General features: G+C 69.8%; 17 protein-coding genes and 2 tRNA genes. 13 read left to right on the forward strand and 6 right to left on the reverse strand.

What is annotated here, in order from left to right; all coding sequences use genetic code 11:
- Positions 1–184 precede the first annotated feature (184 nt).
- Complete coding sequence (locus VGN50_RS10120; RefSeq protein ID WP_327444670.1) at positions 185–703, forward strand: putative immunity protein; 519 nt, start codon at positions 185–187, stop codon at positions 701–703.
- A gap of 400 nt (positions 704–1103) precedes the next feature.
- On the opposite strand, the gene VGN50_RS10125 is transcribed toward VGN50_RS10120, so the two are convergent.
- On the reverse strand, positions 1104–2435 hold the full coding sequence (locus VGN50_RS10125; RefSeq protein ID WP_327444637.1) for a hypothetical protein: 1332 nt from the start codon (positions 2433–2435) through the stop codon (positions 1104–1106).
- Positions 2436–2723: 288 nt separating this feature from the next.
- A tRNA-Gly gene (locus VGN50_RS10130) sits at positions 2724–2794 on the reverse strand.
- Between the two features lie 94 nt (positions 2795–2888).
- Between VGN50_RS10130 and dcd the strand changes: the two genes are divergently transcribed.
- On the forward strand, positions 2889–3464 hold the full coding sequence (dcd, locus tag VGN50_RS10135; protein ID WP_327444638.1) for a dCTP deaminase: 576 nt from the start codon (positions 2889–2891) through the stop codon (positions 3462–3464).
- 104 nt (positions 3465–3568) lie between these two features.
- Positions 3569–4195 carry an alpha/beta hydrolase family protein gene (locus VGN50_RS10140; RefSeq protein ID WP_327444639.1) on the forward strand — a complete coding sequence of 209 codons (627 nt, stop codon included), beginning with the start codon at positions 3569–3571 and terminating at the stop codon, positions 4193–4195.
- A gap of 5 nt (positions 4196–4200) precedes the next feature.
- On the opposite strand, the gene VGN50_RS10145 is transcribed toward VGN50_RS10140, so the two are convergent.
- A complete protein-coding gene (locus VGN50_RS10145) occupies positions 4201–5658 on the reverse strand; it encodes an aromatic amino acid ammonia-lyase (RefSeq protein ID WP_327444640.1) in 1458 nt (485 codons plus the stop codon).
- A gap of 75 nt (positions 5659–5733) precedes the next feature.
- Here VGN50_RS10145 and VGN50_RS10150 point away from each other — a divergent pair, with 75 nt between their 5' ends.
- From VGN50_RS10150 to VGN50_RS10175, 6 genes are all read left to right on the forward strand, one after another.
- A complete protein-coding gene (locus tag VGN50_RS10150; protein ID WP_327444641.1) occupies positions 5734–6864 on the forward strand; it encodes an ABC transporter ATP-binding protein in 1131 nt (376 codons plus the stop codon).
- Positions 6861–7508 carry an ABC transporter permease gene (locus tag VGN50_RS10155; protein ID WP_327444642.1) on the forward strand — a complete coding sequence of 216 codons (648 nt, stop codon included), beginning with the start codon at positions 6861–6863 and terminating at the stop codon, positions 7506–7508. Before VGN50_RS10150 ends, VGN50_RS10155 begins: the two co-directional genes overlap by 4 nt.
- On the forward strand, positions 7505–8260 hold the full coding sequence (locus tag VGN50_RS10160; protein WP_327444643.1) for an ABC transporter permease: 756 nt from the start codon (positions 7505–7507) through the stop codon (positions 8258–8260). Before VGN50_RS10155 ends, VGN50_RS10160 begins: the two co-directional genes overlap by 4 nt.
- Before the next feature lie 38 nt (positions 8261–8298).
- Entirely contained in the window at positions 8299–9222 is a 924-nt protein-coding gene (locus VGN50_RS10165) for an ABC transporter substrate-binding protein (protein ID WP_327444671.1), read from the forward strand.
- A 236-nt stretch (positions 9223–9458) separates the two neighbouring features.
- A complete protein-coding gene (locus VGN50_RS10170; RefSeq protein ID WP_327444644.1) occupies positions 9459–11912 on the forward strand; it encodes a LuxR C-terminal-related transcriptional regulator in 2454 nt (817 codons plus the stop codon).
- A gap of 51 nt (positions 11913–11963) precedes the next feature.
- Positions 11964–12725, forward strand: a complete 762-nt coding sequence (locus tag VGN50_RS10175) for a lysophospholipid acyltransferase family protein (protein WP_327444645.1) — start codon at positions 11964–11966, stop codon at positions 12723–12725.
- A 3-nt stretch (positions 12726–12728) separates the two neighbouring features.
- Here the strand turns inward: VGN50_RS10175 and VGN50_RS10180 are convergent, their stop codons facing one another.
- Complete coding sequence (locus VGN50_RS10180) at positions 12729–15050, reverse strand: (Fe-S)-binding protein (RefSeq protein WP_327444646.1); 2322 nt, start codon at positions 15048–15050, stop codon at positions 12729–12731.
- 194 nt (positions 15051–15244) lie between these two features.
- On the opposite strand from VGN50_RS10180, the gene cysK reads away from it, so the two are divergent.
- Positions 15245–16171, forward strand: a complete 927-nt coding sequence (cysK, locus tag VGN50_RS10185) for a cysteine synthase A (RefSeq protein ID WP_327444647.1) — start codon at positions 15245–15247, stop codon at positions 16169–16171.
- 16 nt (positions 16172–16187) lie between these two features.
- A complete protein-coding gene (gene cysE / locus VGN50_RS10190; RefSeq protein WP_327444648.1) occupies positions 16188–16787 on the forward strand; it encodes a serine O-acetyltransferase in 600 nt (199 codons plus the stop codon).
- Between the two features lie 76 nt (positions 16788–16863).
- On the opposite strand, the gene VGN50_RS10195 is transcribed toward cysE, so the two are convergent.
- Complete coding sequence (locus VGN50_RS10195; RefSeq protein ID WP_327444649.1) at positions 16864–17196, reverse strand: YtxH domain-containing protein; 333 nt, start codon at positions 17194–17196, stop codon at positions 16864–16866.
- Positions 17197–17368: 172 nt separating this feature from the next.
- Between VGN50_RS10195 and VGN50_RS10200 the strand changes: the two genes are divergently transcribed.
- Together VGN50_RS10200 and VGN50_RS10205 are read left to right on the forward strand one after the other, a co-directional pair.
- Complete coding sequence (locus VGN50_RS10200) at positions 17369–19336, forward strand: arabinofuranosyltransferase (RefSeq protein WP_327444650.1); 1968 nt, start codon at positions 17369–17371, stop codon at positions 19334–19336.
- Positions 19337–19436: 100 nt separating this feature from the next.
- A tRNA-Ser gene (locus tag VGN50_RS10205) sits at positions 19437–19523 on the forward strand.
- Positions 19524–19922: 399 nt separating this feature from the next.
- Here the strand turns inward: VGN50_RS10205 and VGN50_RS10210 are convergent.
- Entirely contained in the window at positions 19923–21284 is a 1362-nt protein-coding gene (locus VGN50_RS10210; RefSeq protein ID WP_327444652.1) for an aminotransferase class I/II-fold pyridoxal phosphate-dependent enzyme, read from the reverse strand.
- Positions 21285–21301: the final 17 nt, after the last annotated feature.

Genomic DNA, 21301 nt, shown 5'->3' on the forward strand with positions numbered 1-21301 from the left:
CGAGGGGCCCTTCGTTCGGGGGAGGGGGACCGGCGTGGCCACCCACTGGGCCAACGAGCCATCTCGGAGCCGGTTATGGCCACAAAAGTCGCGAACGCCCCAAAGTTGTTCAGGGTTTGGCAAAGAGGGCACGCGTCCCCCTGACAAATGAGTTGTCATGGGGCGCATGGTGCGGGGCGTTGCCATGCGGCCTGCGCCCATTGCAGGGGGCGCCTGGTTCGCTGGTTACACCGCCGGTCAGGCAGCGTGCGTCGGTCATGTCGCCGAACATGATCTCGGCGCCGCAGCGTACGCGATTCGCGCGGTGCAGGAAGCGAGCAGCGGGAACCTTCAGCTCACCCGTCGTGAGCGGGACTGGCAGCGGAATCAGCTGCCACAACCGGTGAAATGCCTGTGCTCGAAGATCAGGCGAGGCGCATCAACATCTGTTGGAACGTCTTCAGCATCTGACAAGAGCGACAGGCGTCAGCGAGTCCTGAGCCCGGCCTTGAGTGTGGTCGCCGCCTGCATCGAAGAATCGACAATCGGCCCTCGGCTGCGGGCGCGTCCGGCTACAAGACGCTCTGCCGCATGCGAGCGGACTGCGGTATCGGGTGTCACCGCCCCGGCCGGCGTGCGCTTCACCAGGCGCAGTACGAACCGGGCAAACCAGCGACGCGACGCGCTTTGGCGATGCCTCCACTGCGACGCGCAATGGGTCTAGCCCGCTGACGTCGCGGTCGTGACTTCCCACGGCGCGACCGCCCATCGTGGTCGCGAAGCACCCCGACGCGACTCCACCCATGATGCTAACTCCGGCCAAGCCCATCCCTGAGGGGGTGTACTTGCACCCCAGCGTCCGCGATCGGGGCGTGGGCCGGGTCGGTTCGCAAGGCGCTCTGGAGGTGGTGGGCGTTGACAGTCGATCGCTAGGGGGGTACCGGCAGCCGGCGGATAGACGCTTCCGGATCTGGCCACCTCGGTCTGTCCACGCGGCGCCCACTGTCAGTGGACGTCGGTGCCCTGGCTGCCGATGACCGCCGCAGAGGTGCGCGCCACAAGGCGAAATCTTGTGGCGCACACCCCTCGGCCTGCCTGTTTGGTCTGACCGGAATCGCTGGAACTCAGCAGCCGGTCGCCGGCTGGCGGAATCCTGGGAAGGGGTTGAGGTCGCCCATGAGGGTGTAGCGGCCACCGGTGCCGCTCTGGTTCGCCTCGGAGCCCGTCGCGTTGGACGGAGACCGCATGAACCAGGGCAGGAGCGCCTCGTCCTCGGGGTGGTAGAAGCCGTCGGCGCTCTGTGTGCCGTTGGGGTTTGGTCCCTGGAAGTACGGGTTGGTTCCCTTGGCAAAGCCGATGCCGACCACTGGGTCACCCGTCTCGAGCACGCTCGTGCAGCCGTACTGCGGGGCCGTGGGGGTGAGCCAGGGCTCCACGTAGTTGTTGACGAACGGGTCGTCAGCCCACTCGGCGATCTCGTGAGTGATCGCGTGGATGTCCTGGAGCGCCCAGACGGTTCCGCCATCGGGCCGGGCATAGACGCCAGGCTGGAGGTACGAGGCCCACGCGAAGGTCTGCACCACGCCGTTGCCCTGTGTCTTGCCATAGCCCTTCTTCAGGCCGGCGGCCCCGGTGCCGTGGTACCCGATGACGCCGGTGGTACTGAGATCGTTGCCGGTGTAGAGCAGGACGTCATTGGTCAGGTAGAGCGGCAGGTGGGTCGGGTCAGCGCTGTTCTCGAGGTGGTTGATCTGCCCTGACCACCAGCCGTAGTCGATTGCCGGGAAGACCACGCCGCGGCCGCTTCGCAACAGCGTGCCTTGCTGCTGGGGGACGGTGATGGTCACAGCGGGCAGGACGTTCGCGTGCAGGCGCAGGTGGTACGGGCTGGCACCGGTACGGTTGAACTGCGCCCGCATCGTGGCATCCTGGAGCTGCAGGGGCACGCCGGCGTCCTGCTGTGACAGGGCTCCGCCTGGACCCCGGATCTGCTGCGGCAGGCCCGGGAAGTTGCCTGCTGCGGTCGCGGCCGGAGTCGAGCCGTAGTCGTTGTTCTGGAACAACGGCGAAGCAAGAGTCGGCTGGACCACGTCGTTGCCGTCGAAGGTGCGGCCGGCGATGTTGACGACGATGGGGGTGATGTCGACCTGGACGGTCGTGTCGCAGCCGGCCCCTGAGCAGGTGTTCGGGTCTGCACCGACCATGTTGTAGTGGTAGTTGACGCCATTGTTCGGGTCGATCGTTTGGCCGTACCAGTGCGCGACCGTCCGCGTGGTCGGGAGCACCTTCGCGCCGCCGTCGACCACCGTCGTTCGGGCCGAGAGCGAGTCGTCGCTGATGACCTGCGGCTCGCCAGGAGCGGGCGAGGCCGCAGCCGACACCGCTGGTAGGAAGGCCACGGCCAAGGCGGCCCCTGCAGCCCGGAACATGAATGACTTGCCGGTCGAACTCTTCATCTTTCCCCCGATCTGGCCCGCCGCGGCACCATTGCCACAGCGATTTCCCAAGATTTGACCACGGGAATGCGTCGAGCGCCACATATGTCGGGAGGGTCAGATCGTGCGTCCATCTGGGCGGTAGGACGCATCCCATTGAGTGGCTGGACGTCCCCGGGAGCAGTCCAGCCGTGGTCGGGGAGAATCGGCCCCACCGAGCGGGCGTGCCCCTGGTGCTTCCACGCGCAGGTGGCGAACCTCGCGCCACATTGCGGGTGAATTTCGCGAACACCACTCGGTCGCGGGCGGAGCCGGTGACGAGAATCGAACTCGCGTGTCCAGCTTGGGAAGCTGGCGCTCTACCATTGAGCTACACCGGCAGGCACCGCCCGCAGGCGGTGCGGCAGGCAGTCTAACCGAACGCGCAGGCGAGACTCACCGCCCCCGGCATACCCCTCGCGTTAGTCTCTCCCCGTGCTGCTGAGCGACCGTGACATCAAGGCCGAGATCGACGCCGGACGGGTCATCCTCGACCCCTGGGACCCCGACATGGTCCAGCCGTCGAGCGTCGACGTGCGCCTCGACCGCTACTTCCGGCTCTTCGACAACCACAAGTACCCCTACATCGACCCTGCCGAGGACCAGCCCGACCTCACGAGGCTCGTCGAGGTCGAGCAGGGTGAGCCGTTCGTGCTGCACCCGGGTGAGTTCGTGCTCGGCTCCATCTACGAGACGGTCACCCTGCCCGATGACGTCGCCGCGCGAGTCGAGGGCAAGTCCAGCCTGGGCCGTCTCGGCCTGCTCACCCATGCGACGGCCGGGTTCGTGGACCCCGGGTTCACCGGTCACGTCACCCTCGAGCTGAGCAACGTCGCCACCCTGCCGATCAAGCTCTGGCCGGGGATGAAGATCGGCCAGCTCTGCTTCTTCCGTCTCTCGTCCCCTGTCGAGAACCCTTACGGCAGCAGCAAGTACGGCTCCCACTACCAGGGGCAGCGCGGCCCGACCGCGAGCCGTTCGTTCAAGAACTTCCACACGACCCCTCTCTGAGCCGGCAGCCGTCCGGCCGCGAACCAATCCGGAAGCCACCTGGCGCCGAACGAGCCACGACGAACCGTCCGACCCCGACCCCAACCCCAAACCCCAGGAGTGCTGTGGGAGCCGCCCGCCTGCTCTGGCCCGCCGAGCTGGAGCATCCGCGTGCTGTCGCGCTCGTCCTGCACGGCGGCAAGGCCCGCAGCCAGCAGGCGGTCCGCCCATGGCAGTCGGCCGTGTGGCGCATGGCGCCGTTCGCCCGCTCGGTGGCTCGCGCGGGCGACGGTGACGTGGCCGTGGCGTCCTTGAGGTATGCCGTGCGCGGCTGGAACGCCTCAGCCGCCAGTCCGGTGGCCGATGCGCGGCTCGCGCTGGAGCAGATAGGCGCGAGGTACCCCGGCGTGCCGATCGGCCTGCTCGGCCACTCCATGGGCGGCCGCGTCGCCCTGCACCTCGGCGACGACGAGCGCATCCGGGCCATCGCCGCCCTGGCACCCTGGGTCGAGGGACAGGACACTCCTAGGTGGCACCCGGGTCTGCACGTGCTGGTCATGCACGGCACGCGCGACCGAATGACCTCGCCTCGACAGTCGCGGGCGATGGCCGACACCCTGACTCGCGAGGGGGCCGACGTCACCTACGTCGCCGTCCAGGGTGACGGGCACGCGATGCTGCGGCAGGCGGAGCGCTGGCACGAGGAGTCGGCGCGTTACCTCGTCACCCACCTGCTCGGCGAGACCGGCTAGCGCCTCTAACGCTCCTCGGGCGTCGACACGGCATACCCCTCGACGATGCGCTCGGCCGCCGCGAGCTCCGGTGACAGGTCGCGGTCCTCGACACCTGCCGGAAGCGTCGCGCACCGCGCGAGCGCATCACCCAGCTCACCCACAGGAGTCACCCCGCGCATCCGCAGCGCCCGCACCGTGCACACCAGCTCGACCGCCAGCATCCGCCGGTAGGCGACCGTCGCCTCACCGAGCCGCAGCGCAGCCTGTCCGGCGAAGCTCGCGTCGTCCTCGATACCCGCCGACACCCCAGCAGTCTGCACACTGGATGGCGCCGAGGCAGCGCTGCGGATCGTCGAAAGGGCTGATGCTGCAACGTATTCCGCGATCAGCACCCCGGACGACCCTGGTGTCGAGTCGGACAGGAACCGTGGTAGCCCGCTGTCGGCGTCAGTGAGGGTGTGGCTGATGCGCGACTGCACGGCCTGCGCTGACCGCGTGAGTGCGAGCAGCGCCGTGTCCACCGCCAACACGAGGTATGCCGCGTGGAACCCGCCATGATGCGTCGCGACCGGTCCGGACTCGCCGCTGCCGAACAGCGGGTTCTCCGAGGCGGTGTTCGCCGTGGCCTCGACCACCGCCTTGAGCTCGGTCACGGTGTCGAGGACCGGCCCGTGCACCTGAGGCCAGGTGCGGAGACCGAAGAAGTCCTGGATGTGGGCCGGCTCGCCGTCCTGGTCGGCCAGCAGCTCACGCAGGACCCGGGCGACCTCCTGGGCCCCTCGGAACGGCGTGGCAGCGGCGGCTCGACCGGTGAGCGCCTCCGGATTTCCCTGCAGTGCAACAAAACTCAACGCGCAGACGGTGTCTGCCGCGCGGGCCAGGGCATGGAGCGAGGCAGCGTGCAGACCCGTCTCGGCGATGGCGAAGGCGTTGGACGACATCAGCGGCAGCGCGTCGGCAGAGGTCAGCGACAGCGACGCGTGCTGCCGCCCGCCAGCACGCGGTCGCTCGCCGATCAGCGTCAGCCCGACCTCGGCCAAGGCCGTGAGGTCGCCCGTGCCCAAGGACCCGTACCGATGGACCACGGGCAGCTCGTCCGCTGGTGCGCAGGCCAGCTCGGCCAGTGTCAGGGCCACCTCTGGGCTCGCACCCGACCCGCCGGCCAGCAGCTGGTTCGCCCGCACCGCGAGCGCCGCACGCACGACCCGTTCGGGGATGGCCTCCCCCCACCCCGCGGCGTGCGAGCGCAGCAGGCGCAGCCCGTGGTCGACGGTCGAGGTCGTCGTCTCGTCGCGGGCAGCCCCGACGCCAGTGGTCCGGCCGTAGACAGGCCGGATGGCGCTCACTGCGGCGGCGTTGCGATGCGACTGGGCAGCCGTGGCGAGGGCGTCGGGATCGACCTCGACGCTGTCGCCGCGGGCAGCCCGGTCGAGGCCGTCGAGGTCGAGATGGGCTCCGTCGAGGATCAGGGGAGGACGCACGCGGCCCAGTATCGGGGCTGTTCCGTGACTTTCGGGCGCAGACGCACGTCATGTGTCTGGGTTAGGTTGTGGCGCATGATCGCTTTCGACGGAGTGACCAAGCGATATCCCGATGGCACTGTCGCCGTCGACAACCTGAGCTTCGAGGCACCCAGCGGCAAGATCACCGTGCTCGTCGGGCCGTCCGGCTGCGGCAAGACCACGAGCCTGCGGATGATCAACCGCATGATCAAGCCGACCTCCGGAGCGATCATGCTCGACGGTCGCGACACCGCCCGGATGAAGGAGACCGAGCTGCGCCGGGGCATCGGCTACGTCATCCAGCACGCGGGCCTGTTCCCCCACCGCACGGTCCTCGACAACGTCGGCACAGTGCCTCGGCTGCTCGGCTGGGACAAGCAGAAGACGCAGTCCCGCTCGATGGAGCTCCTCGAACGCGTCGGCCTCAACCCGGCCTTCGCCAAGCGCTACCCCGCTCAGCTGTCCGGCGGCCAGCAGCAGCGCGTGGGCGTGGCACGTGCACTGGCGGCCGACCCGCCGGTGATGCTGATGGACGAGCCGTTCAGCGCTGTCGACCCGGTGGTCCGCGAGCAGCTCCAGGATGAGTTCCTACGGCTCCAGGAGGACCTCGGCAAGACCATCGTGTTCGTCACCCACGACATCGACGAGGCCATCAAGCTCGGCGACAAGGTCGCCGTCCTGCGCGTGGGCGGCCACCTCGCCCAGCTGGCCGACCCGGCATACCTGCTGGCCCACCCCGTCGACGACTTCGTGGCCGACTTCGTCGGGCGCGACCGCGGCTACCGCGCGTTGTCGTTCCAGCCCACCCCACGCCTGCCCCTCGCGTCCGAGCGCACCCTGTCGCTCGGCGAGAGCGTCGACGGTCGAGCCGGCGCCCTCGATCCTTGGGTCCTGGTCGTCGACGGCGACAACCATCCCCTCGGCTGGGTCGAGCCGCACCGGTTGAGCGGACCCGTGGCCTCCGAGATGCTGCACCGCGGCGGCACGGTGGCCCTCGCCAACGGTCCCCTGCGTTCCGCGCTCGACGCCGCCCTGTCCAGCCCGAGCCGCCGAGGTGTCATCGTCGATGACTCGGGCGCCCTCGTCGGCACCGTGCGAGCCCACGAGGTGCTCACCGCCATCGAGCAGGCTCAGCGACCAGAGCTCGAGGACCCGGCGACCCCCGGGGCGGCGTCAGCCCCATGACCTGGTTCCTCGACCACCTCGACGACGTGATGTCTCGCACCGAGCAGCACGTCTACCTCGCGGGTCTGCCGCTGGTCCTCGGGCTGATCATCGCGCTGCCGCTCGGGTGGCTCGCCCGTCGCTACCGCCCGCTCTACGCGCCCCTGACCGCCGGGTTCGGCCTGCTCTACACGATCCCGAGCCTCGCGCTGTTCGTCCTACTGCCCTCGGTCATCCACCGGCAGATCCTCGACCCGGTCAACGTGCTGGTCGCCATGACCCTCTACACCGTGGCCCTGCTGGTGCGCACGGTCGCCGACGGCCTCGGGGCCGTCCCCGAGCACGTCCAGCAGTCGGCCAGCGCGATGGGATTCGGGCGCGTCAAGCGGTTCTTCGCCGTCGAGCTGCCCCTGGCCGTGCCGGTCATCTCCGCCGGTATGCGGGTGGCGGCCGTCAGCAACGTCAGCATCGTCAGCGTGGCTGCCATCATCGGCATCCCCCAGCTGGGCCTGTTCTTCACCGACGGCTTCGACCGCAGCTTCTACGACCCGATCGTCGTCGGCATCCTCGCCTGCGTCATCCTGGCCCTCCTTTTCGACGTCGTGATCATCCTGCTCACACGCCTGCTCACGCCGTGGCTTCGAGTGACGGGGGCCCGGGCATGATCGCCACCATCCTCGCCTGGCTGAGCGACCCGGCCCACTGGACCGGGGGCGACGGCATACCGAACCGCCTGTGGGAGCACCTCTGGTACTCCGCCATCGCCCTGGTCATCGCCGCGGTCATCGCCATCCCGATCGGCCTGGCGATCGGCCACACCGGCCGCGGGCGCTTCTTCGTCGTGAACCTCGCGGGCGCCGCCCGGGCCATCCCCAGCCTGGGCCTCCTCTACGTCATGGTGCTCTGGCTCTTCCCCAAGCTCTCGGGCGACACGGCCTTCCTCGTCCCGAGCCTCATCGTGCTCATCGTGCTGGCCATCCCCCCGATGATGAGCGGCGCCTATGCCGGCGTCGACGAGGTCGACCCCGGCGCCCGTGACGCCGCCAAGGGCATGGGCATGACCGGCCTCGAGGTCCTGCGCAAGGTCGAGGTCCCCTGCGCGCTGCCGCTCGTCTTCTCGGGGGTCCGCTCGGCCGCCCTGCAGGTCGTGGCCACGACGACGATCGCCGCGGTGGCCGGCCTCGGCGGCCTCGGGCGCCTGCTCATCGACGGCCAGAAGGTGCGTGACTTCCCCCAGATGGCCAGCGGTGCGGTGCTAGTGGCCGTGCTGGCGCTCGCCGTCGACCTCGTCCTCGCCCTCGTGCAGAGGTATGCCGTGTCGCCCGGTCTGACCGGTCGGGTCCCGCGTCGAGGGAATACCCACAACGATGTAGAGATTGACACCAAGACCCGTACGTTAGAGACCACCCGCGGCTGACCTGAGCCGACGGACCAGTATTGGAGAAGCACGTGAAGATGCCCAAGATCGCGCTCGCCGTCTCCGTGTCGGCGGCCTTGTTGTCGATGGCAGCCTGTGGCAGCTCGGGGGGCAACCCCCTGTCCACCGGCAGCAGCAGCTCCGGCGGTGGCGCCGGCTCCGGCGGGATCACTGTCGGATCGGCCGACTTCCCCGAGAGCGCTCTCCTGGCCGAGATCTACGCCGGCGCGCTCGAGGCCAAGGGGATCAAGGTGAGCAAGAAGCTCAACATCGGTGCCCGCGAGGCCTACATCCCCGCGCTCCAGGACGGCTCCATCGACCTGATCCCCGAGTACACCGGCGTGCTGACGCAGTACTTCAACAAGAACGCCTCCGCGAAGGACGCGGACGGGGTCTACACCGAGCTGAAGGCAGCGCTCCCCGCGACCCTCATGGTGCTGGACAAGTCGGCGGCCGAGGACAAGGACGCCCTGGTCATGAAGAAGGCGCGGGCCGACCAGCTGGGCGTCAAGTCCATCGCCGACCTCGCGGGCAAGTCCCAGCAGCTGACCGTGGGTGGGCCGCCCGAGTGGAAGACGCGCCCGACCGGCCTCCCGGGCTTCAAGGCGATCTACGGGCTGACGTTCAAGGAGTTCCGCCCGCTCGACGCCGGTGGCCCGCTGACGCTCAACGCGCTCAAGAGCGGCCAGATCGACGCCGGTGACCTGTTCACGACCGACCCGAACATCGCCGCAAACAACCTGGTCGCCCTGGACGACCCCAAGCACATGTATGCCGCGCAGAACGTCGTGCCGCTCATCACCAAGTCCAAGAGCACCCCGACTATCGACAGCGCTCTCAACGCCGTGTCGGCCAAGCTCGACACGACCACCCTCGCAGCCCTCCTGACCGAGGTCGTCACGGACAAGAAGGACCCCTCCGCGGTGGCCAAGGAGTTCCTCACCAAGAACAACCTCGGCTGAGCAGCTGACCAGCTGACCAGCACGACGAGGGCCGGGTGCAGTCTCCCCCAAGGACTGGACCCGGCCCTTGTCATGGCGACCGGTGCCGCCGACCGGACCATCGCCCTGGGTGGCGCCCCTCCACGTCACCCAACACGCTGTGTCACGTGGTGATGGCCTCCACCATGACGGACGGCGGCCGTGCTCGCATCCGTGAAAACCCTGAGGTACTGGGTCCCCCTCGATAGCCTGAGCAGATGCTCACCCCGTGCGTCGGCCGCGAGGAGACCCTCGCGCGGCTGCGTCAGCTGCTCGGGGGGAACCGGTGGGTGACCCTGACCGGACCCCCCGGCTGTGGCAAGACGCTGGTGGCACGCCATCTGGCGGCGGGGGCCGATCGGCACGTGTGGGTCCCGGGCTCGACGCACGTCACCGTCGACCGGCTGGTCAGCGCCTGCCTCGACGCGCTGCAGGTCAGGCTGGTGCCGGGGGACAGTCCGACCCAGGCGCTGAGCCGCACCCTCGACGGCAGTGACCTTCTGCTGGTCTTCGACGGCGTCGACCGGATCGACGGACTGGGAGCGCTGGTCAACGAGCTGGTGGAGGAGGCCTCCACCTTCCGGCTGCTGTGCACCGCGACCACGGTGGCGGCGATGCCGCAGGAGACGGTCCTGCGACTGTCGCCCCTGCCCGTCCCCCGCGACGACGAGCCCCTCGAGGGTCCGCTGATCGAGCTGCTGCTCGCGAGGGTGAGTGCGGCGGGCGGTCGCAGCGTGAACCTGTCCGAGCACGAGACCACCCTGCGCCGCCTGCTGGCCGCCAGCGGTGGTCTGCCCCTGGTCGTCGAGCAGCTGGCCGTCCAGATCGCGCTGATCGGGGTGCGTGACGTCGTGGCGACCGGCTCCCTGGCCGACGTCGCACGCGGCTCCTACGACCTGCTCGACCCCGACCAGCAGCGCTGTTTCCGGCGGCTCGCGGTCATCGGGCGGCCCGTGAGCCTCGACGTGCTGCTGGACCTGTGGGAGGTGTCCCGGCCCGAGGCGGTCCAGCTCGCTGCGGCGCTGGCGCGACGCAGTCTGGTCGAGGTGCTTTCGGACGGGCGGTTCGACATCCTTGCTCCGCTGCGGGAGTGCGGGCAGCTGCTCGCCGCCGAATGTGGTGACGACGAGGCTGCTCACGCCGGCCTGCTGCGCTGGGCGGACCGCGTCCTCCCACCCGACGTCAACGCCGGGGCATCGGACGAGCCGTGGCTGTGCGAGCTCGAGCTCTTACAGGCCGCCATCGCTCATGCCTGCGAGCGGCGCGACTCCCGCGCGGTCGGCTACGCCCTGGCGAACCGGGCCTTCTCCTCGCTCTACACGGCCATGCGAGCGCGCGAGGCGGTCGACCTGCTGGAGGCGGTCCTCGACAGTGGCGACGGGCCGCCAGGAGTCGGGTCACAGCTGGCTCGCCGGGCAGGCATCTGTGCCTCCGAGGTGCGGGGGACCTATGAGGGTCTGCGACTGCTGGAGCGCGCCGAGCAGCACGCCGCGGCGCTGGCCAGTGGGCCGCGAGAGCTCGAGCTCGCCCGGACCCTGGCCATCCGCGCCGAGATGCACCTCGACGCCGGTCACCTCGGAGCCGCCCGGTCGGCCGCCCAGCGGGCGCTGACCCTGGGTGACGGCGACGCCTACCTCGTCCGGCAGGTGCGCCGAACCCTCATGGACGTCTACGTCTCTCGAGGTGACCTCGTCCAGGCGGAGAGGCTCGCCCCGAGCATCCTCGAGGCTCCTCCGCCTGAGGAGATGTGGATCGCGCTGTCGGCCCGCACGCTGCAGGCCAAGGTGGCCTGGGAGCAGGGCCGGATGGTCGAGGCTGCCTCGCTCGCGGCCTACGCCCGCGACCAGGCCGACCTGCTCCACGAGGACCGCATCGCTCTCCTCGCCGAGGTGGTGCATCGGATGGTCACCGGGGCCAGTGGCACGGACGGCGGTATGAAGCATGCCGAGGCCGAGACCGACGCCCTCCCCTGGGCGGTGCGGCTCGTCGTCCAGCTCCAGGAGGCGCGTGAGCTACTGGCAGCCGGGGAGGTCCAGTGCGCCGCCGGGCGCGCCGCCGACCTCGTGGTCCTGGCCGACAGCAGTGCCCTGGGACGCGACGCACTGGAGGCTCTGCTGCTCGGGGGTGACGCGCTGTTGACCTCAGGTGAGCCTGAGCAGGCCATGGCGGCATACCTCTCGGCACTCCGCCGCGCGGCGGACGTGCCCATGCCCCTGCGCGCGGCTGACGCCCTCGACGGGCTGGCCGCGATCCTGCGCAGCTCCGGTTCGGCGGGGTACCGTCATCCAGCTGCAGCCGCAGCGGCCCTGCGCTCGCGACGCCATGCCGTCGCCCATGACCGACCCGGCGTCGAGCCCGTGAAGGACCCCGGGGACGACTTCCCTGCGGGCTGGGTGGTGGGCGGCCAGCTCTCGCTCACCGGCGTGGCTGCCGTGGCCGCCCTGTGCGGCGGCCCGGACCCGACCGATGTCGTCGCCAACCCCTTGGGCGACCTGACCAGGGCCGAGCTTCGGGTGGCCAAGCTCGTGGCCCGGGGCCTGACGAACCGGGAGATCGCCGAGCTGCTGTTCCTGTCCTCGCGCACGGTGGAGGCTCACCTGAGCCATGTCTTCCGCAAGCTCGACATCAGCTCGCGGGCCAAGCTCGCGGCTCTCATGGCCGAGGTGGGCTGAGCTCCGGCCCATCTGCCCAACCGGTCGGCGAGGTCGCTCCGAACAACCAGAGTGAGCGACCTGACCTATCGTCTGGTGATCCGTGGCTGCCGGGCCGTGATGCGCGCCCTTGGGCTGCGGATCGAGGTGCGCGGCGCCGACCTCCTGCCCGAACACGGGCCGGTCGTGCTCGTCGCGAACCACCACGGCTACCTCGACTTCATGCTGGTCGGTCTGGTCGGGACGGCGCGCGGTCGGTATGTGCGGTTCCTCGCCAAGCAGGCGGTGTTCCAGGTGCCCGTGGTGGCGCGGGCGATGCGGTCCATGGGTCATGTCTCCGTCGACCGTGACCACGGCGCGGCGTCGGCGCGAGGAGCCCTGCGCTGCCTGCAGGAGGGTGAGGTTGTCGGCATCTTCCCCGAGGCCACCATCGGGCGCTCGTTCACCGTTCGCGAGCGGGGCTGCTGGCGGCGCGGCGCGGCCTACCTGGCGATGGCCACCGGCGCGCCCCTGGTCCCTGTGGCGCACTGGGGAGGGCATCGGGTGGCGACCATCGGCGGACGCTTCAGCCTGCGGCGAGGCGCCGCCGTGCGGGTCTGGGTGGGAGAGCCGCTGGTACCGGGCAACGCGGAGACGGCCGAGGAGCTCACCACCCGCCTTCGCGAGCGGATCGCCGCGATGGTGGCTGAGCTCGCCGCGGCATACCCACAACCGCCTCGGTATCCGGCGACGGCGTGGTGGTGGCCCGCTCACCTGGGCGGCGCGGCCCCGACCGAGGCAGAGATGCCCGTCGGTATGCCGGCCAGCCGAGTGGGCGCCGCCCAGCTCCGGTAGCCGTCAGCCGACCGGAGCGGGCTCCGGGTCGGGAGTGGGGTCGGCCGCCTCGGGCTCGACCGGGTGACCGCCGTCGCCGCGCTTGACCGCCGCGAGGAGCATCTGGGCGACGTCGACGACCTCGACGTCCTCGCCGACGCCCTCGGACTGCTTGGCGGTCAGGCCGTCGGAGATCATGACCCGGCAGAACGGGCAGCCGATGGCGATCCGCTCTGCGCCCGTGCCGAGGGCCTCCTCGGTGCGGTTGGTGTTGATCCGGGTGCCGAGCTTCTCCTCCATCCACATGCGGGCGCCCCCGGCGCCGCAGCAGAAGGACTTCTCCTTGGTGCGCTCCATCTCTTTGAGCTCGACACCGGGCAGGGCACCGATGAGCTCACGGGGCGGGGCGTAGACGTCGTTATGACGGCCGAGGTAGCAAGGGTCGTGGTAGGTGACCGTCTCGGCCGTGGAGGCGACGTTCTTGGCGGTGGACTTGCCGGGGGCGTCGGCGGGGCGGGCCACCGGGACCAGCTTCTTCTCGCGCACGAGGCGGTTGAGCAGCTGGGTGTGGTGGACCACCTCGTACTTGCCGCCGAGCTGGGGGTACTCGTTCTTGATGGTGTTGAAGCAGTGTGCGCAGGTGACGACGATCTTGGTCGCGCCCGCCTCGTTGAGGGTCTCGACGTTCTGCTGGGCGAGCATCTGGAAGAGGAACTCGTTGCCGGCGCGACGGGCCGAGTCGCCGGTGCAGGTCTCGCCGTCGCCGAGGATCGCGAAGGTCACGCCGGCCTGGTCGAGCAGCTCGGCCACCGCGCGGGTGGTCTTCTTCGCGCGGTCCTCGTAGGCACCGGCGCAACCCACCCAGAACAGGTAGTCGACGTCCTCGGCGGACTCGACGTCCTGCCCGAGGATCTTGACGTCGAACGGGAGGTCCTTGGCCCAGTCGAGGCGCGCGCGGGCGGCCATTCCCCAGGGGTTGCCCTTGTTCTCGAGGTTCTTGAACAGGCCACCGAGCTCGTTGGGGAACGCCGACTCGATGAGGTTCTGGTAGCGGCGCATGTCGACGATCGCGTCGACGTGCTCGATGTCGACAGGGCACTGCTCGACGCAGGCGCCGCACGTGGTGCACGACCACAGGACATCCTGGTCGATGACCGCGTCGGGACCGTGCGGGTTGTAGGCCGACAGGGGGTGGTCGGCGTCGTAGCCCGTGCTCCCGATGAGGGGCAGCTCGCCCAGGGCGCTGACAGCCTCGGGCAGCTCACCGCGGGCGTCCTCGGCGGCCAGCAGCCAGGGGGCCTTGGCGTGCGCGTGGTCCCGAAGGGTCATCACCAGCAGCTTGGGCGACAGCGGCTTGTCGGTGTTCCAGGCCGGGCACTGGGACTGGCAGCGGCCGCACTCCGTGCAGGTGGTGAAGTCCAGCAGGCCCTTCCAGGTGAAGTCCTCGACCTTGCCGACCCCGAGCGCGGCGTCCTCGTCGAGCTCCTCGATGTTCTCGAAGTCCAGCGGTTCCCCGCCCACGAGCATCGGCTGGAGGGCGCCGAGCGAGGTTCGGCCGTCGGCGTGCCGCTTGAGGAAGATGTTGAAGAACGCCAGGAACCGGTGCCAGGCGACGCCCATCGTCGGCTGCAGGGAGATGGTGATCATCCACGCGAACGAGATAAGGATCTTGACCGCGGCCACGGCCACGATGGCGTTCTCGAGGGCCCCGGACCCTGCGCCACCGAACAGCCCACCGAGCCAGCCGGTGAGCGGGAAGTGCAGCGCGGTGGCGTGACCGCCGCCGGACATCTTCTCCAGGTCGTACTCGAGCGCGCGCAGCGTGAGGATGCAGATCGTCACGCCGAGGATGGTCAGCTCGACGTAGTAGGCCTGCCAGAACGTCGAGCCGAAGAAGCGGCTGCGGCGCCCTTCCTCACCGGCGGCGCTGCGCGGGTGGTTCTTCTGGCGGATGGCCATCAGCAGCACGATGCCGACCAGACCGGTCCACGCGAAGAACTCGGTCACCCACTCGTACGGCGGGAAGTGACCGATCAGCGGCAGCGTCCACGACGGCGAGACGAGCTGGCCGAAGGCGTTGACGAGGGTGAAGAACAGCACCCCGAAGCTGATCATCGTGAACCAGTGCGCCGCCGCCACGACGGGCAGCCTCGACATCCGGGTGTGGCCCAGGAACTCGCGCAGCAAGGTCACGGTGCGGGTGCCCTTGTCGCCGGTGCGGGTGGTGTCGGGCTGGCCGAGCCGGAAGACACTGAGGAAATGGTTGACGACGCGGGCGAACAGGGCGATGGCCACGACGGTGACCACCCCACAGACCACGAGCGCGACGACCTGGAGCGCAGACATGCGCGTCACTCTAGTGGCGGGTAAGCGCTTGCTCACCAGTCTGTGACCCGTGCCGCACTGCGCATTCTGCGGACATGCGTTGCCAATCCGCATAACGGTCTGTTGGAATATTTATAACGTCAGGTTCGCTGACGTCTGCGACTGCAGCCCGCGGCGGAGCAGGCCCCGCGGCATACCGATCCAAGGAAGCGCGCATGCCCATCTATGACGACGTCACCAAGCTCATCGGCAACACGCCCCTGGTGCGGATCAACCGCCTCATCGACAGCGATGCGACGGTGGTGGCCAAGCTCGAGTTCTACAACCCAGCGTCGTCGGTGAAGGACCGCATCGGCGTCTCGATCATCGACGCGGCCGAGGCCTCGGGGCGGCTCAAGCCCGGCGGCACGATCGTGGAGGCGACCTCCGGCAACACCGGTATCGCGCTGGCGATGGTCGGCGCTGCCCGCGGCTACAACGTCGTCCTCACCATGCCCGAGACGATGTCCAAGGAGCGCCGCGCCCTCCTGCGCGCCTACGGCGCCGAGCTCATCCTCACCGAGGGCGCCCTGGGCATGAAGGGCGCGGTCGCCAAGTCGGAGGAGATCGCAGCAGAGCGCGGGGGTGTGCTGGCGCGACAGTTCGCGAACGAGGCGAACCCCGAGATCCACCGCAAGACCACGGCCGAGGAGATCTGGAAGGACACCGACGGCCAGGTCGACATCGTCGTGGCCGGCATCGGCACGGGCGGCACCATCACGGGTGTGGGTCAGGTGCTCAAGGCGCGCAAGCCCGGGGTGCAGATGATCGCCGTGGAGCCCGCCGAGTCGCCGATCCTCAATGGCGGCCAGCCCGGACCCCACAAGATCCAGGGCCTCGGCGCGAACTTCATCCCCGACATCCTCGACCGTGACATCTACGACGAGGTCATCGACATCAACGCCGAGACCTCGGTCGAGTGGGCCCGTCGGGCAGCCAAGGAGGAGGGCCTGCTGGTCGGCATCTCCTCCGGCGCGGCGCTCGCGGCGGCCAACGAGGTGGCCCGGCGCCCCGAGAACGCCGGCAAGACGATCGTCGTCGTCATCCCCAGCTTCGGCGAGCGCTACCTGTCCACCATCCTCTTCTCCGACCTGCTCGACTGACGGCGGCGCTTCCCCAGTGTCCCCAGCCCTCTACGCCCGGCACGCGCGCAGCCGCATCGTCGACGACCTCGACGCGGCGATCGAGCGTGACCCGGCAGCGTCGTCTCGAGCCGACGTCCTGCTGAACTCTCCCGGTCTGCATGCCATCTGGGCCTATCGCCTCGCGCACCGGCTCTGGGTTCGCGGCGGTCTTGGCAAGCCGGCCGCACGCCTGCTGATGACGTTCGTCCGCTCGGTCACCGGTGTGGAGATCCACCCGGGTGCCGTCATCGGGCGCCGCTTCTTCATCGACCACGGCATGGGTGTGGTGATCGGCGAGACCGCGGAGGTCGGCGACGACGTGATGCTCTATCACGGTGTGACGCTCGGCGGCCGCTCGTTGCAGCGGGTCAAGCGCCATCCCACGGTCGGCAGCCGTGTGACCGTCGGGGCGGGAGCGCGCATCCTCGGCCCTGTCTACATCGGGGACGACGTGCAGATCGGCGCGAACTCCGTGGTCGTCAAGGACGTGCCGACGGGGGCCATCGCGACCGGCATACCGGCGGTGATCCGGTTCCCGCACGGGCGCGAGGACCCCTACGAGGCGATGTTCAAGGACCCGGCTCTCTGGATCTGAGCGCAGGGCCCTGACGCACGACCGCCCGGCGCGGCATACCAACGGGCATGTCGCGCCGGGCGGCGTGCGCCCAGGGTCAGGGGAGCCTCTCGCCGCCCGGACCGTAGCCGGTGGTGTCGGCGTGGAGGTGACCGTCGGTGCCGCGATGCAGGCTCGGCGGGAGGTCCTCGCCCGTGACGCGGTCCATCGCGGACGCCCCGGCAGACTTCGCCGCGTCACCGAGCTTGGCGGCGACGACCGGAGCCTGCTCCTTGACCGTCTGCTTCACCGTGTCGACGCGCGACTGCACGGGCCCGCTGGACCACACCCGGTCGGCCTGGGTGCGGATCTGGTTGTAGCGCTTCTGGCCGGCCTTGGCGCCGAGCACGTAGCCGACACCGAGCCCAGCGAGGAATGACAGCTTGGACATGGTTCGTATCCTTTGGTCGGGGGTTCGACCCTAACAAAACCCCTGCTCAGCGCCCATGTGAGCGCAGCGGCGGTACTGAACATGTCCTTGGACACGGCCCTGGCGTAGCCGAGCCCGTTGGCGGTCACCACGCCAGCCGAAACATCCGGCCGGGTTCTATAGGGTGCTCGCCATGAGCCATGCGTGGATCGCTTCCGGCCGACGTGCCTTCAGCCGGGTCCTGCCACGGGCGGACCGCCCCACCCGTAAGGAGCCCCTCGCCGCGGGTCAGGGGGGCGCAGTGGCCCGGCGCATGCGGGGCGGCTTCACGTCCGACAGCGCGGTGGCCGTCGCCACCTGGGTGGTGGGGACGGCGTTGGCTGTGGTGCTCGTTCGCTGGTTCGACCTCGATCCCTACACCGTCGGCGGCGTGGTCATGCCGATGGGCGTGGGTGCGGTGGCCGGCGCGGTCGTCCTCGCCCTGTTCCTCCTGCGGCGCTCTGACCAGCTCATCGGCGTCGGGATCGGTGTCTACTCCGCCTGGATGGCGCTCGTCCTGGCCACCACACTGCACGGTTCCCCTTATGGCTTCGGGCTCCTGAGCGGCGACGCCGGCCGCTTCGTGGCGATGGCCATGAAGTTCATGGACACCTCGGCGTCCGCGGACCCGTTCATCAAGGGTATGCCGAGCGAGTACCCGCCGCTGTACCCGTGGATCGTCGGTCACGTGGCCCGCGTGGTCGACCGGCCGGCATGGCAGCTGTTCGGCGACATGCAGATCGTCGTGATGACGGGCGCCGTGGTGCTCAGCTACGTGCTGTGGAGGCGACTGGTCAGCCCAGGCGTGGCTTTCGCGATCGCCGGGCTGTCGCCGGCCGTCTTCGCAGGGCCCAGCAAGGACTACGAGTTCATCGCGCTCCTGGTGTTCACCCCATGGATCCTCGCCACCTGCCTGCGCCTGCCGCGCGAGCGTGGCGGCCTGCACTGGCTGTCCTCCGGCATCATCGGTGGCCTGCTGGTGCTGACCTACGAGGCGTGGATCTTCTACGCCGCTGCGGGCATCGTGGCGCTGCTGATCCTGAACTTCCGCGCCGCGGCGGCGCGCGGTCGCTACCTCCTGCACCTGCTGGGCGTCGCCGTCACTGCCCTGGTCGTCGCATCCTGGTACCTGGTGCCGTTCGGGTGGGACGTGCTGACCCAGCCCAGCGAGCGCGTGAGCGACCTCTGGATGTCGGCTGCGATCTCCGACCACCCCTTGTACCTGCCGTTCCTGCAGGTCACTCCCCTCGCCGCGATCCAGCTCGTCGGGCTGCTCGGGATGCTGTGGTACCGGCGCACCACCTGGTGGGCGCAGCCGCTGCTGCTGCTCGTGCTGGGCAGCTATGCGTACCGCGTGGCGTTCCTGCTGCGGACCGCGTACGACAACCACACGGGGTACCTGCAGTACACCGAGACCCTCATCAGCATGCTGTTCATGGTCGGCGGCGTGCTCACCGTCGCCGAGGCCGTCCCCCAGCTCTGGCGGCGCCTGTCCATCGCGTCGGTCGGCAGGGTTCCACGTGAGCGAGTCGTGGCCGTGACCGTCGTCGTCGTCCTCGTCGTGTGGGCGTTCGTGCAGGGCTGGCCGCAGTGGGTCGCCGGGCCGCGCGGCCTGCGCGACTCCGTCACGGCGGTCGGCGACGTGAACCGCGGCAGCGACGCGCATGCCGAGCCGCTGCCCGACGGCTCACTGGTGCGGTTCGCGCCCCCGGCCGGCTACATCTACCCGCGCTTCCCCACGAGCGACATCGAGCGGGTGGTGACCTCCCAGCTCGGCGCCAAGGCGCGGCCGGTGGTCCTGGTGTATGACCAGCGGCTGTTCGCCTTCACCACGTACTACGGCTACACGGCGGTCGACCGCCTTTCCGCCAACACGCTCACGCTGTGGGACGCCCGGACGGCCGAGATCAAGAAGCTGGCCAAGATCACCGATCCGGCGCAGTTCGCGGCTGCTGCCGACAAGACGCCGTACGGTCCCATCGACGTGTTCGTGCTGCACGTGGCCAACGAGACCAAGTGGCAGTGGCTGAACGTGCCGTTCTCGCCACAGTCGTTCGACGCTGCGCACTTCCACATCGAGCGTCTGCCGGACAACGCGGTGATCGCGGTCCGGAAGCACTGAGCCCTCGCGCTGACCTGTATCTTGTCGGTGCGGCGGTCTCATCTGGAACCGGACATCAGCCCGTCGCTGGCTGGGGTCCGTCAACGGGGCGCTCAGCCTTGGAGGGCTCGCATAGTGGCCTAGTGCGGCGGTCTTGAAAACCGCTATGGCGGCAACGTCATCGTGGGTTCGAATCCCACGCCCTCCGCCGAGTGTGACCGTGACGCCCGACGGCGGGCTGCTGAGGCCCCGACGACCGTCCGCGTGGGCGCCGTAGCCGCGCTGGGGCCGCCTCACCAGTGTGATCTGACGTAGGCGAGGCTCATCGATCCGGACGATCTTCCCCCTGCCAGAGGTCGACTACGTTGCCTGATGCGGGTGAACGACCAGGCTGGGGAGTGTGGGCTGAGCGCGGGGCATCGGAGACTTTCATCCGGCGAACAACGGGGGGAATCACTAGCAATCCTGGGTGAACTGAACGACACTCGTGAGGGATGACGCCCTGACGATGTGGCGTCGGACCTCAGGACACAAGGACGTCTGCTTTCGGGCAGCGGGCCGGAGGCCGGGCAACCCTGCAGCCCGGCCTTCGCGCCGTCCAGTTCGCTCACCGGGCCCGGGCGCTGCGGCTGGTCGTCCGTGCGGCCGCGGCCACCGCGTCGGCCAGCTCGTCGAAGCCGTCGCGCGCCAGCCCCACCGTCAGTCGGATATGCCCTCCGCCCCCAGGGGCATGGCCCACCCGGAACGGCGCGCCGTGGGCCACGCCGATCCCCTGGCTGGCCAGGCGCACCACCGCCGCTGTCTCGTCGTGCACGGGGACCCAGACGTTGAGCCCCTCGGTACCGCCGACCTCCACGCCGCGGGCCGCCAGCGCGGTGACGAGGACACTTCTGCGAGCGGCATACGTCTCCCTCGCGGCGTCGATGCTCGCCCGCGTCCCCGCATCGGTGAGCAGGCTGAGCAGCACCTGCTGCAGCAGCCGGCTCGACCACCCCTGCCCCAGCTGGCGGCGAGCCGAGACGGACCGCATCAGCTCAGGGGGTGCCGACAGTGCGGCCAGGCGCAGGTCGGGGCCGTGGGACTTCGAGAACGACCGCACGTATGCCGTGTGCTCCGGGCGCCAGCGGCCCAGGCTCACGGCTGGTGCGGGGGACAGGCCCGCGGCCGAGTCGTCCTCGACCACGAGGGTCGCAGTGCCGTGGAGCAACCCGGTGATGGCCCGCGCCCGGCGGGCCGTCATCGTCACCCCCGTCGGGTTCTGGGCGCGCGGCTGGAGGAAGACCGCAGCCACGGGCTCGCTCAGGGCGGCGGCGAGCGGCTCCAGTGCCAGCCCCTCGGCGTCGAGGGGGACGCCCACGAGCTGCGCCCCCATGGACTCCAGCAGGTCCACGAGCGGTGGGAAGCAGGGGTCCTCCACGACGACACGGTCCCCGAAGCGCAGGGCGGTCCGGACGACCAGGTCGAGGGCATCCATGGCGCCGTCGACCACCGCGAGCTCGGCCACGGCATACGGCCAGTCGTCCAGGAGCACGTCGGCGAGCCCCGGCAGGACCGGATCGTCGAGATAGGAGCCCGTCGTCGCCGTTGCTGTGGCGGTCAGGGAGGCGAGGGCAGGGGCAAGGCTGGGCAGCAGGTCGGGGTCGGGCACCCCCGTCGACAGGTCGAGGGCGAAACCGTCCTGATGCTCGAGGGCCTGCTGGTAGCGACCGGCAGGCGCGAGCGGGCCCAGCACGGTCGTCCCGCGGCGCCCGTCGGTGCTGACCGTGCCCGCTCGGGACAACAGGCCCCACGCCGAGCTGACGGTCGTCGGTGAGAGGGCGAGCTGGGTGGCGACCGTGCGGATGGGCGGCAGCCGGTCGCCGGCAGAGAGTGCGCCGTCGCGGATGGCCGCCGAGACGGCGTGGGCCAGGCCCTTGGCGGTGGACTGGTCGAGGTGTCCCTCGATGGCGGTCAGAACCCGGTCCGTCATCTTTGTACCATAGCAAT

The sequence above is a fragment of the Pedococcus sp. genome (genome assembly GCF_036000045.1).
Classification (GTDB): domain Bacteria; phylum Actinomycetota; class Actinomycetes; order Actinomycetales; family Dermatophilaceae; genus Pedococcus.